Source organism: Arthrobacter sp. B1805, from assembly GCF_002929745.1.
Classification (GTDB): Bacteria; Actinomycetota; Actinomycetes; order Actinomycetales; family Micrococcaceae; genus Arthrobacter_D.
On sequence record NZ_PJIQ01000001.1, the window covers coordinates 291,010 to 303,021 of the forward strand.

General features: G+C 68.0%; 12 protein-coding genes. 10 read left to right on the top strand and 2 right to left on the bottom strand.

All coding sequences use genetic code 11. The features are described from left to right. Positions 1-41: 41 nt before the first annotated feature. Positions 42-617, top strand: coding sequence for a dCTP deaminase (gene dcd / locus CXQ96_RS01505; protein WP_104116248.1), 576 nt, complete (start codon positions 42-44; stop codon positions 615-617). A gap of 37 nt (positions 618-654) precedes the next feature. Here the strand turns inward: dcd and CXQ96_RS01510 are convergent, their stop codons facing one another. Beyond that, positions 655-2,040: an MFS transporter gene (locus CXQ96_RS01510; protein ID WP_104116249.1), complete on the bottom strand. Its 1,386-nt coding sequence runs from the start codon at positions 2,038-2,040 to the stop codon at positions 655-657. A 130-nt stretch (positions 2,041-2,170) separates the two neighbouring features. Between CXQ96_RS01510 and CXQ96_RS01515 the strand changes: the two genes are divergently transcribed. From CXQ96_RS01515 to CXQ96_RS01550, 8 genes are all read left to right on the top strand, one after another. After that, positions 2,171-5,167, top strand: a complete 2,997-nt coding sequence (locus tag CXQ96_RS01515; RefSeq protein WP_104116250.1) for a Na+/H+ antiporter subunit A — start codon at positions 2,171-2,173, stop codon at positions 5,165-5,167. Beyond that, positions 5,164-5,655: a Na(+)/H(+) antiporter subunit C gene (locus tag CXQ96_RS01520; RefSeq protein WP_308662320.1), complete on the top strand. Its 492-nt coding sequence runs from the start codon at positions 5,164-5,166 to the stop codon at positions 5,653-5,655. Before CXQ96_RS01515 ends, CXQ96_RS01520 begins: the two co-directional genes overlap by 4 nt. Then, a complete protein-coding gene (locus CXQ96_RS01525; RefSeq protein WP_104116251.1) occupies positions 5,652-7,262 on the top strand; it encodes a Na+/H+ antiporter subunit D in 1,611 nt (536 codons plus the stop codon). Before CXQ96_RS01520 ends, CXQ96_RS01525 begins: the two co-directional genes overlap by 4 nt. Next, positions 7,259-7,807 (top strand): Na+/H+ antiporter subunit E, encoded by a 549-nt coding sequence (locus CXQ96_RS01530; RefSeq protein WP_104116252.1) that lies wholly within the window; start codon positions 7,259-7,261, stop codon positions 7,805-7,807. The genes CXQ96_RS01525 and CXQ96_RS01530 overlap by 4 nt, the downstream gene beginning before the upstream one ends. Then, positions 7,807-8,061 (top strand): monovalent cation/H+ antiporter complex subunit F, encoded by a 255-nt coding sequence (locus tag CXQ96_RS01535; protein WP_104116253.1) that lies wholly within the window; start codon positions 7,807-7,809, stop codon positions 8,059-8,061. Before CXQ96_RS01530 ends, CXQ96_RS01535 begins: the two co-directional genes overlap by 1 nt. A gap of 4 nt (positions 8,062-8,065) precedes the next feature. Further along, positions 8,066-8,476, top strand: a complete 411-nt coding sequence (gene mnhG, locus CXQ96_RS01540; protein ID WP_104116254.1) for a monovalent cation/H(+) antiporter subunit G — start codon at positions 8,066-8,068, stop codon at positions 8,474-8,476. Positions 8,477-8,528: 52 nt separating this feature from the next. Beyond that, positions 8,529-9,251, top strand: a complete 723-nt coding sequence (locus tag CXQ96_RS01545; protein WP_258058721.1) for an AAA family ATPase — start codon at positions 8,529-8,531, stop codon at positions 9,249-9,251. A gap of 77 nt (positions 9,252-9,328) precedes the next feature. Further along, complete coding sequence (locus tag CXQ96_RS01550; RefSeq protein ID WP_181036320.1) at positions 9,329-9,727, top strand: response regulator transcription factor; 399 nt, start codon at positions 9,329-9,331, stop codon at positions 9,725-9,727. A 51-nt stretch (positions 9,728-9,778) separates the two neighbouring features. Here CXQ96_RS01550 and CXQ96_RS01555 read toward each other — a convergent pair whose 3' ends face one another. After that, a complete protein-coding gene (locus CXQ96_RS01555; protein ID WP_104116257.1) occupies positions 9,779-10,480 on the bottom strand; it encodes a FadR/GntR family transcriptional regulator in 702 nt (233 codons plus the stop codon). Between the two features lie 139 nt (positions 10,481-10,619). Between CXQ96_RS01555 and CXQ96_RS01560 the strand changes: the two genes are divergently transcribed. Next, positions 10,620-11,984: an SLC13 family permease gene (locus CXQ96_RS01560; protein ID WP_104116258.1), complete on the top strand. Its 1,365-nt coding sequence runs from the start codon at positions 10,620-10,622 to the stop codon at positions 11,982-11,984. Positions 11,985-12,012: the final 28 nt, after the last annotated feature.

Here is a 12,012-nt window from a genome sequence, read left to right on the forward strand (position 1 = left end):
GGCAGCTCCGGAGCCGTGCGGCGGGCTGGTAGTTTTGGACGGTGCTGATCTCAGACCGCGACATCCGAGCAGAACTGGCCGCTCAGCGGATCGTCCTCGAACCGCACGATCCCGCGATGGTGCAGCCCTCGAGTGTCGACGTCCGCATCGACCGCTACTTCCGGCTCTTCGACAACCACAAGTACGCCTACATCGACCCCGCCGAGGATCAGCCGGACCTCACGCGCCTGGTCGAGGTAGCCCCCGGGGAGCCGTTCATCCTCCATCCAGGTGAGTTCGTGCTGGGCTCCACGTACGAGACCGTGACGCTGCCCGACGACATCGCCGCGCGCCTCGAGGGCAAGTCGTCCCTCGGTCGTCTCGGCCTGCTGACGCACTCCACGGCAGGGTTCATCGACCCCGGCTTCTCCGGCCACGTGACCCTCGAGTTGTCGAACATGGCGACCCTGCCGATCAAGTTGTGGCCGGGCTCGAAGATCGGGCAGCTGTGCTTCTTCAAGCTCACGTCGCCGGCGGAGTACCCCTACGGGTCCGGGGAGTACGGCAACCGGTACCAGGGCCAGCGCGGACCGACGGCGTCACGCAGCCACCTCAACTTCCACCGGACGAGCATCTGACCCGGACGGGCCACACCGACCTGCTCGGAGCGAGGACCTAGGCCTCGGGGACGACGGCGCGCACCACGCGGGCGGGCGGCTTGACCGGCAGCAGGACGAGCAACCCGGCGAGCAGGACCGCGAGGATGCCGATCACTCCGTACAGTTGCGAGCCGAAGATCCCGATGCAGAGTGCGAAGAGGGTCGGTGCCAGGAAGCTCACGGCGCGGCCCGTCGTGGCGTAGAGGCCGAAGAGCTCGCCCTCGTCACCGACAGGTGCCAGTCGTGCAAGGTAGGCGCGCGAGGATGCCTGTGCCGGCCCGACGAACAGGGTGAGCAGCAGCCCGAACACCCAGAACGTCGTATCGGACGTCCATCGCGTCCCGAAGAAGGAGTGGGTCTCCGTCCCGAGCAGGAGGATGGCCGTACCGGCGACGAGCAGACCGACCAAGGCGCCGATGATGACCCGCTTGGGGCCGATGCGGTCATCGAGGAAACCGCCGATCACGGCCCCTGCAGCAGCGATGACGTTCGCGGCGATGGCGAAGACGATCACCATGCTCGCGGAGAATCCGAAGGCCCCGGCCGCGAGGATTCCCCCGAACGTGAAGACCGCCGCGAGGCCGTCCCTGAAGATGGCACTGGCCAGCAGGAAGAAGATCGTGTGGGGGCTTTCCCGATAGATCGCCTTCACTCGCCGGACGAGGAGGCCGTAGGAGGCCAGGAACCCGAGCTGGGCGGCCCTGGCCCTGCGCGGCACCTCGGGAACGGCCAGCAGCACCGGCAGGGCGAATGCGGCGAACCACAGGGCCGAGAAGACGGCCACCAGCCGGATGTTCAGGCCGTCGTCGCTGGAGGCGCCCTGCCAGTCCACCACCGGCTGGATGAACAGCACGAGGACCAGCACGAGGGCGACGATCCCGCCCACATAGCCCATGGCCCACCCGAAGCCGCTGATGCGGCCGATCGTCGACGGGGTCGAGATCTGGGTCATCATCGCGTTGTAGTTGACGCCTGCGAACTCGAAGAAGATGTTGGCTGCGGCGATGAGTGCGACCCCGAGGATCAGCATCTCCGGGCTCGGGAACACGAAGAAGCACAGCGCCGTCAGCACCACGACGATCAGCGTGTTCACGCCGAGCCACCGTTTCCGGCGGCCGCCGCTGTCCGAGCGCTGGCCGGTGACCGGCGCGAGGAGGGCGATCAGCAGGCCGGCCACCGCGAGCCCCCAGCCGAGAACCTGCGAGGCGCGTTCCTCTCCACCGAAGGCTTCGGAGGTGAGGTAGACGGTGAAGACGAACGTCGTCATGACGGCGTTGAACGCGGCCGATCCCCAGTCCCAGGATGCCCACGCGAGGACGGGCTTGCTGAAGATCCGCCCGGCGCCGGTGGGAAGCGGTGCGGGTGCTTCCGCGGGGTGCGGAAGGTGCTGGTGGGTACTCATACGGTGAATGCTAGCGCCGTATGTCCTGCGTCACGTGGGGACCGTGCGGGCGGGAGGTGGAAGGTCGAACCAATTGCTTCGATAGACTGGTGGTAGCCCGACCGACCCCCAGTGGAAGATCGAGACTGACATGCTCACCGTGCTGATAGCGATGTTCGCGCTGGCACTCGGGGCGCCCGTCATCTTCTCCCGGCTCGGCAGGTCCGCCTTCTTCGTCCTTGCCGCAGCGCCCGCAGCCGGTTTCGCCTGGCTGATGGTGCAGCTGCCGCGGGTCCTCGCTGCGGACCAGGGCGCGCTCCACGGCCGGCCCGGTGCGCCACCGTCGATCGTGGTTCCCTGGATTCCGAGCCTGCAGCTCGAGCTCGCCTTCCGGCTCGACGCCCTCGCCGCCGTGCTGTGCATCCTGATTCTCGGCGTCGGGGCCCTGGTGCTCTTCTACTGCGCGCGCTACTTCAAGAGCGACGACCCCGATGTCGGCGCCTTCGGGGCTCAACTGCTCGCCTTCGCGGCGTCCATGGTCGGGCTGGTCACGGCGGATGACCTGATCCTGATGTTCATCTTCTGGGAACTCACGACGATCCTTTCCTACCTCCTCATCGGCTATTCGCGGCACCGGCTCTCGGCCAGGCGCTCGGCGCTGCAGGCCCTGATCATCACGACCTTCGGTGGCCTTGCCATGCTCGTGGGCCTCGTGATGCTCGGTGAGGAGGCCGGGACGTACCGCATGTCGGAGATCACGGCCGACGCCGAGGCGCTCACCGCGCGTGGGACCCTGGTCGACGTCGCCATAGCTCTGGTCCTGGTGGGGGCGATCACCAAGTCCGCGCTCGTGCCGTTCCACTTCTGGCTGCCCGGCGCCATGGCGGCACCCACACCCGTCAGCGCGTACCTCCACACCGCCGCCATGGTGAAGGCCGGAGTGTTCCTCGTGGCCCGCTTCGCCCCGGGTTTCAGCGAGACAGCGCTGTGGCACCCCGTGATCCTCGTGCTCGGCATGGCCACGATGCTGCTCGGCGGATGGCGTGCGCTGCGCCAGTTCGACCTGAAACTCGTCCTCGCTTACGGAACCGTGAGTCAGCTCGGCTTCCTGACGATGGTTGTCGGGCTGGGCGGGCCCGACGGCGCCGTGGCCGGGCTCGGGCTCCTGCTGGCTCACGGCTTCTTCAAGGCCACGCTCTTCCTGGTGGTCGGCATCATCGACCACCAGTCCGGGACTCGCGATCTCCGGGTGCTGTCAGGAGTGGGCGCCGCCTCGCCGGTCCTCTTCGCGGTGGCCGTCATCGCCGCCGGCTCCATGGCGGGTGTCCCGCCCCTGCTGGGCTTCGTGGCCAAGGAATCGGTGTTCGAGGCGTTCGCGCATCGCGCCGAGGACGGTGTCGCAGGCACTCTGCTGCTGGGCGGAATCGTGATCGGGTCCATCCTCACCTTCGCCTACAGCGCCCGTTTCGTCTGGGGTGCCTTCGCGCTGAAGCACGGGAAGCCGCAGACGCCGTTCGAGCGTGTGCGGGCGACGTTCCTACTCGCGCCCGCCGTGCTCGCCGTCGCCTCGGTCGTCTTCGGCCTGTGGCCCGTGCCGCTCGATGCCGTGATCCAGCCCTACGCCACGCTCTTCCCGTCGGGCGGTGATACCCCGCACCTCGCCCTGTGGCACGGTTTCGGCCTCCCGCTGCTGCTCTCCGTACTCACCATCGGTGCGGGCACCGCCCTGTACCTGGTGCGCGCACCGTTCGAACGGCTGCAGGGTCGCCTGCCGGCTTCCCGCGAGGCGGAGGTGGTGTACCGCTCCGTGATCGGTGTCCTCGACGACGTCGCCGTCTGGATCACCGGCCGCACGCAGCGCGGCTCGCTGTCCTTCTACCTCTTCGTGATCCTGACGACAGCGGTCGTCACGCCCCTGACGGCCCTGATCATCTTCGACGCGCCGCTACCCTCCGACTTCCGGGTGGCGCAGTCCCCGGCGCAGGTCGTCGTCGCGGGTGTCATCCTCGTGGGCATCCTCGCGGCGCTGCGCTCGAACAAGCGCTTCATGGCGGTCCTCATGGTCGGCATCACGGGCTACGGCATGGCCATCATCTACGCCCTCCACGGGGCGCCCGATCTCGCCCTCACCCAGATGCTCGTGGAGACCATCGTGCTGGTGGCCTTCGTCCTCGCCCTGCGGTCCTTGCCGGCCCGCCTCTGGAACCGTGCCGAGAGCCGCCACAGGCTGCTCCGCGCGAGCCTCGGGATCGCATTCGGCGGCATCATGGCGATCATCGCGATGTCGGCCATGGCGTCCCGGAACGCAGCACCCATCTCGGTCGCGTACCCCGAGATGGCCTATGACGACGGCGGCGGTGCCAATGCCGTCAACGTCCTGCTGGTGGACATCCGCGCGTGGGACACCTTCGGTGAGATCACCGTCCTGGCCATCGCCGCCACCGGTATAGCGAGCCTGATCTTCATCCGTGGCCGGGGGGACAAGCGGCGCAGGGCCGACGGCGTGGAGGACGGTTCGGTGGACCGGGGGCAGGAGCCGCTGAACGCCGGGGGCCGGGAGCGTGCCGCGCGCGACCTCGCTGCCCGCTTCGCCGACGTCTCACGCGACCCCTGGCTCGTGGCCGGGAGGACCCTTGCACCCGAACGGCGGTCGATCGTCTTCGAGGTCGTCACGCGCCTGCTGTTCCACACCATGATCGTCCTGTCGATCTACCTCCTGGTCGCCGGCCACAACCTGCCCGGCGGCGGATTCGCGGGCGGGCTCATGGCGGGCCTCGCCCTGGCCATCCGCTACCTGGCCGGCGGCCGGTTCGAACTCGCCGAGGCAAGTCCCGTCAGCGCGGGTGCGCTGCTGGGCATCGGGCTCGCGACCGTCTCGCTCACGGCCGCCGCGCCCCTCCTGGTGGGCGGAGCGGTCCTCGAGAGCTACATCCTCGAGTTCCGGCTGCCGGTCTTCGGCGACGTGAAGTTCGTGACCTCGACCATCTTCGACATCGGCGTCTACGTCGTCGTCGTCGGGCTCGTCCTGGACGTCCTGCGCAGCCTCGGGTCCGAGATCGACGAGCGCAGCGAGTCCCAAGGGCCGGTCGAGGAGGCCCCCGGGCCGGATGCACTCGTGCCGCCCGCCGTCGAAGGAGTCCGGCCATGAACGCGGTGACCGTCGACATCACCCTGATCGTGCTCATGGCCGCCTTCTTCGCCGCCGGGATCTACCTGCTGCTCGAGCGCAGCCTGACACGGGTGCTGCTCGGCCTGATCCTCATGGGCAACGGAGCGAACATCCTCATCCTCGCCATGAGCGGAGACGGCGGGAAGTCGCCGCTCTACGTCGCGGGAACGGCCCCCGAGGAGTACACCGACAGCCTGCCCCAGGCCCTGATCCTGACGGCGATCGTCATCACGTTCGCCGTCACGGCGTTCATGCTGGGCATCATCTACCGCTCGTGGGTGCTCGGCCGGGAGGACGACGTCCAGGACGATCCCGAGGATCGCCGCGTCGCCGACCAGGACAGCTACGACTACGAGGACGACGCCGACATCGCAGCCGACACGACCGAATTCAACGACGACGAGGATGCCTCCGCGCGCCCGGGCCGTGATGCCGGCACGGGGCCGGCGGAACGGGGAGTTCGATGATCGCCGCCGACCTCGCGCCGCTCGCCGTCGTCCTGCCGTTCCTCGGAGCTGCGGTCACCTTCATCCTGATCCGGCACTCGCGTGCGCAGCGGGCCGTGAGCATCACGACACTCAGCGTGACGCTGCTCATCGAGGTCGTGATGCTCCTGGCCGCGCCCGGCGCGGGAACGCATGCCGTGAAGCTCGGCGGCTGGGAGCCGCCGTTCGGCATCGTGCTCGTGGTGGACCAGTTCTCGGCGCTCATGCTCGTGGTCTCGTCCGCGGTCAGCCTGTCCGTGCTGATCTACGCGGCGGGCCAGGGCATGGCCGACGGCGACGAGGACGGGCCGGTGTCGATCTTCCATCCCACCTACCTCATCCTCGTGGCCGGGGTGTCGAACGCGTTCCTCACGGGTGACCTCTTCAACCTGTACGTCGGCTTCGAGATCCTGCTGACCGCGAGCTACGTCCTCATGACGCTGGGCGGGACGGCGCCGCGCATCCGGGCGGGCGTCACGTACGTCGTCGTCAGCGTGGTGTCCTCGATGCTGTTCCTGATCGCCATCGGGATGATCTACGGTGCGACCGGCACCATCTCCATGGCGGACCTCGCCGTGAAGCTCGAGGACGTCGACCCAGCCACACAGATGGTGCTGCACCTGATGCTGCTGGTGGCCTTCGGCATCAAGGCCGCCGTCTTTCCGCTGTCCTTCTGGCTCCCGGATTCCTACCCGACGGCGCCCGCACCCGTCACGGCGGTGTTCGCAGGGCTGCTGACCAAGGTCGGCGTCTACGCGATGGTGCGCGTCGAGACACTGCTCTTCCCGGGCGACCGCATCAACTCCCTCCTGATGGTGGTCGCGCTGCTGACGATGGTGGTGGGGATCCTCGGCGCCCTGGCGCAGTCGGACATCAAGAGGCTCCTGTCCTTCACGCTCGTCAGCCACATCGGCTACATGGTCTTCGGACTGGCGATCTCCTCGCGCATCGGTCTCGGCGCGGCGGTCTACTACGTGGCCCACCACATCACCGTGCAGACGAGCCTCTTCCTCGTCACGGGACTCATCGAGCGCCGTGGAGGCACGGCGAACGTCGACCGCCTCGGAGGGCTTGCGAAACTGTCGCCCCTCCTGGGCATCCTGTTCTTCCTGCCGGCCATGAACCTCGCCGGAATCCCGCCGTTCTCCGGATTCCTCGGGAAGCTCGGGCTCATCCAGGCGGGCGTGGACCTCGGCACGCCACTCGCCTATGTGCTGGTCGCCGGGGGAGTGCTCACCAGCCTGCTGACGCTCCTGGTCATGGCGCGCGTGTGGAACCGTGCGTTCTGGCGCAACCCCGCCGACGCGGAGGACCCCGATCCGATCCTGCTGGCCAGCAAGGCGGACGGCTCCAGTGTGGGTACTTCGCGGCACGTCACGGGCGAGGGCACCGGACGATTCGCGGGCAAGGATCCCGTGACGCTGCTGCCGGGCACCATGATCGGCCCCACCATCGGGCTCGTGGCACTCGGGTTGGCCCTGACGTTCCTCGCAGGACCGCTGTTCGCCCTGAGCGACGATGCAGCGCAGGAGATGCTGGACCGCACACCGTACATCGAGGCGGTCCTCGGGGCGGGGGCGGACGAATGAGCCGCCAGCGCATTCCGCTCATCACCGAACTGCCGCTCGTCATCTGGCTCGTCCTCGTCTGGGGCGCGCTCTGGCAGGACTTCGGCCCGGGCACCCTGGTCTTCGGCGCGATCATCGCGTACGCCGTCGTGAACTTCTTCTACCTCCCGCCTGTCGAGCTGACGGGCCGGTTCAACGTCCTGTGGGTGGTGCCGTTCCTCGGGCGATTCCTCGTCAAGCTGGTCACCGCGAGCCTGCAGGTCTTCTGGCTCGCCGTGAGCAAGGGACCGACGCTCCGGAACGCCGTGGTCGCCGTTCAGCTACGCAGCCACTCGGACTTCCTCGTCACGGCGACGGGCCACGCGATCTCGCTCATCCCGGGCTCGCTCGTGCTCGAGGTGGATCGCTCGACGTCGACGCTCTACCTCCACTGCCTCAATATCGCCTCGGCCGAGGACGCCGACGCCGTCCGCCGCGACGTGCGCGCGACGGAGGCATGGCTCATCCGCATCATGGGAAGCGGCCAGGACCTGGCGGCGCTTCGGAGAGAGAGGGCGGAACAGTGATGATCGTGGCATATGTAGCAGGAGGAATATTGTCCCTCGCGGCCACCCTGGCGCTGTACCGGGCGGTGCGTGGTCCCTCGATCCTCGATCGTGTGCTCGCGCTCGACGTCGTCCTCGCGATCATAGGTGCCGCCCTCGTGCTGAACATGATCGTGAACCGGCACCTCGACAACCTGATCCTGCTCGTCACGGTCTCGGTGATCGGATTCATCGGGTCGGTCACCGTGGCCCGCTTCGTGACGGACAGGAAGTAGCACCGTGGTCAACGACGTCGTCGTCTCCGTCCTCCTCATCAGCGGGGCACTCCTGTCCCTCGCCGCCGCCGTCGGACTCGTGCGCTTCCCCGACCTCCTCTCCCGCATGCACGCCGCGACCAAACCGCAGGTCCTCGGTCTGCTCCTTCTCCTCCTCGCACTCGCCGTCGAGTTCGAGAGCTGGGTGCTGGTGCCGCTGCTGGTGCTGTGCTGGGTGTTCCAACTGCTGACGAGTCCGGTGTCGGCGCACATGGTGGGCCGCGCAGGATATCGGACCCGGCATCTTCGCAGGGACCTGCTGACGCTCGACGAGCTGGACGACGTCGTCGCCCGGGCGGCGGTCGATCATGGCCCGGGCGCGCACCGGCAGCGGAACGGCGGCCACGCCGGACAGGAAGCGGACGGGGTGCCCTGAGCCGCCCTTCCTGTCGCCCATGAATGTGGCCGGCGCCTGCAAGACTGGGCGGGTGCAGCTGAAGCGCTTTCCCGTCCGTCGGGTCGTCGAGCATCCCCTCCATGCGGCGCGCCGCGACGCCTGGCCCGCGACCCTGCAGCCCGTCCGTCAACTGCTGGACGAGGGACTGGACCTCGGCCCGGCCACGGTCCTCGTGGGCGAGAACGGGTCGGGGAAGTCGACCATCGTCGAGGCCCTGGCGCTCGCCTACGGCCTGTCGCCCGAAGGCGGCTCGACCGGTGCCAGGCACAGCACTCGGATCACCGAGTCTCCGCTGGCCGATCACCTGCAGCTGATCCGCAACCCGGGCACGTCCCGCCGGGGCTATTTCCTCCGCGCCGAGACGATGCACGGGTTCTACAGCTATCTGGAGGCGAACCCCAGCATGAGCCGGATGGACGTGCCCTTCCACGAGATGTCGCACGGCGAATCCTTCCTGTCCCTGATCGGGGATCGCTTCAACGGGCCCGGCCTGTGGCTGCTCGACGAGCCCGAGTCCGCACTCTCGTTCTCCGGCTGCCTCGCTCTCCTTGCCGCGCTGCAGGAGCTCCTTGCGTCGGGTACGTCCCAGGTGGTCATGTCCACCCATTCGCCACTGCTCGCGCGGTTGCCGGGCGCCCGCATCCTCGACGTCGGGCCGTGGGGCCTCCGCAGCGTGAAGTGGGAGGACCTGGACCTCGTCAGGAACTGGCAAGCCTTCCTCGACTCCCCGGACCGCTACCTCCGTCACCTCTAGCGAGCCGCGGTGCTGGCGGGGTGGAGCGGGCGGGCACCGGACGGTAAGGTTGCTGCTGATCGGGGGAAACGATGTCGATGGGGCTGAGCGCTGAGGCAGACGGGCGGCAACGGACCGTCCTCGTGATCGAGGACGACGCCGATATCCGCCAACTGCTCGTCATCGTCCTGTCCTCGCGCGGGTTCACGGTGCACGAGGCCATCACCGGTGCGGAGGGGCAGCGGCTCCTCGCCGAGGCGGATCCGCAGCTGATCACGCTGGACCTCAACCTGCCCGACATGGATGGCATCGACCTGTGTTCCATCCTCAGGGCCCGGACGGACGCACATATCCTCACGATCTCCGCCCGGCCGCCGTTGCTCACCGCTGATCAATGCCTTGCTGCGGGATCGAACCACTTCATGCCGAAGCCCTTCAGCCCGCGGCTGCTCGGCGCCTACCTGGACCAAGTCTTTCCTCGCGAAGGGGTCGCGTAGGAATCCGTCCGTGGCGACCCGCGGCGCCCAATGCTTCACGCCATGGTCGGGCTATTCGAGCAGTGCGACATCGGACACGAGCTCGATGTGGCGTTGCATCGCTGCTGCCGCGGCTGTCGCGTCCTGAACCCGGATGGCTTCGGCGATATCGCGGTGCGACGTCAGGGACTGCTCGGGCCGGCCGGGCTGTGCGAGGGATTCGAGACGCGTCTCGAGCACCATCTCCCCGATGAACGCCATCAGTTGAGCCATGACGGGGGAGTGTGCGGCGCCGGTGACGGCCTGGTGGAACAGTTCGTCGCCGTGGGCGCCGCGGTCGCCGTCGTCGATCTCCGCCTGCATCGTCTCGAGCGCCTGGTCGATCGCGGTGAGGTCTTCATCGGTGCGCCGCTCTGCCGCGAGTGCCGCAAGCCTCACTTCAAGGGTGCTGCGCGCCTCGACGATGTCGGGGAGGCGGCTGCGGTGCTCACGGAGTCCCTTGATGACGCTCGCGACGCTGGCGCGGTGACGCAGCACGGCTCCGGTGCCGTGCTGTACGTCGATGACGCCAAGGACTTCCAGGGCTACCAGTGCCTGTGCAAGCGTGGCCCGAGAGACGCCGAGCCGCTCGGCCAGTTCGCGCTCGGCCGGAAGGAGGTCTCCGGGCCGTAGCTTGGCCGACTCGATGTAACCCAGGAGCTGTTCGACGAGCTGCTCGTAGAGCCGCGGGCGGGCGAGGCGCCCCAGCAGCTGAGGGCCAGTGGCATCGGTCATCCTGGATCTCCCCGATTCATAGTGGACCAATGGTACTAGCAGCGGATTGACAAGCGCGCCTGCTCTCCTACAGGCTAGGCCACTGAACCTGTGCTACACGTCACAGGACCGACATGACCCCCGCTGCCGAAGGATAACGATGTCCGCTCCCCTCCTATCGATCATCATCCTCGCGGCGATGTTCCTGATAGCAACCCTGCTGCCCATCAACATGGGAGCCCTCGCCTTCGTCGGGGCCTTCCTGCTCGGTGCTGTCTTCCTGGGCATGGAGACCGACGACATCATCGCGGAGTTCCCCGGCGGGCTGTTCCTCACCCTCGTCGGGGTGACCTACCTGTTCGCCATCGCGCAGAACAACGGCACCATCGATCTGCTCGTCCAGGGAGCGGTGAAACTCGTCCGCAACCGTGTGGCCCTCATCCCCTGGGTCATGTTCTTCATCACGGCCGTCATCACCGCTGTCGGTGCCCTCGGCCCCGCAGCCGTCGCCATCATGGCGCCCGTCGCGCTCGGATTCGCTGCCCGCCACAAGATCTCGCCGCTACTCATGGGCATGATGGTGGTCCACGGCGCCCAGGCCGGCGGCTTCTCGCCCATCGCGGTGTACGGCGTGATCGTCAACGACATCGTCGGTGAGTCGGGCTTCGAGTCGAGCCCGCTGGCCGTGTTCCTGTCGAGTTTCATCTTCAACGTGCTCATCGCCGTCGTACTCTTCACCGTCCTCGGCGGACGCAAGCTCATGTCCTCGCGGATCTCCCAGTTCGTCGAGGAAGCAGCCGAGGCACGGCTCAAGGCGAGCCCCGGTGCCCGCAGGGCCGACGTCGCCTACAAGGGCTCCGGCAGCGGAACCTACGGTCCACGCGATCCCGCAGGCGATGGCGTCGTCGCCACCAGAACACGCGAGGACCGCATCTCGCAGACGGCCACCGTCCTCGGCCTCATCGCCCTCGCCGTCATCGCCCTCGGCTTCAAGGTCGACGTCGGGTTCGTCGCCATCACCGTCGCGGTCATCCTCGCGCTGATCTCCCCCAAGGCCCAGAGCGGCGCCGTCAACAAGATCGCCTGGTCCACCGTCCTGCTCATCTGCGGCATGCTCACCTTCGTCGGCGTCCTGGAGGCCGCGGGCACCATCGAGTACGTGTCCGACGGCGTCGCCGGCCTCGGCATGCCCCTGCTCGCGGCGTTGCTGATCTGCTACATCGGAGCCGTCGTCTCCGCTTTCGCGTCCTCGACGGCCATCCTCGCGGCACTCATCCCGTTGGCCATTCCGTTCCTCGAGACCGGTGCCGTGGGCGCCGTCGGCGTGGTCTGCGCCCTCGCGGTGTCCTCCACGATCGTGGACGTGTCACCGTTCTCCACCAACGGCGCACTCGTGCTGGCCAACGCGCCCGAGGGCACGGACAAGGACCGCTTCTACAAGCAGATCCTCGGCTACGGCGCCATCGTCGTGGTGGCCGGTCCGATCATCGCCTGGCTCATCCTCGTGGTGCCGGGCTGGCTGTGAGCCGAGCTGTCACACACCGATTCGACTG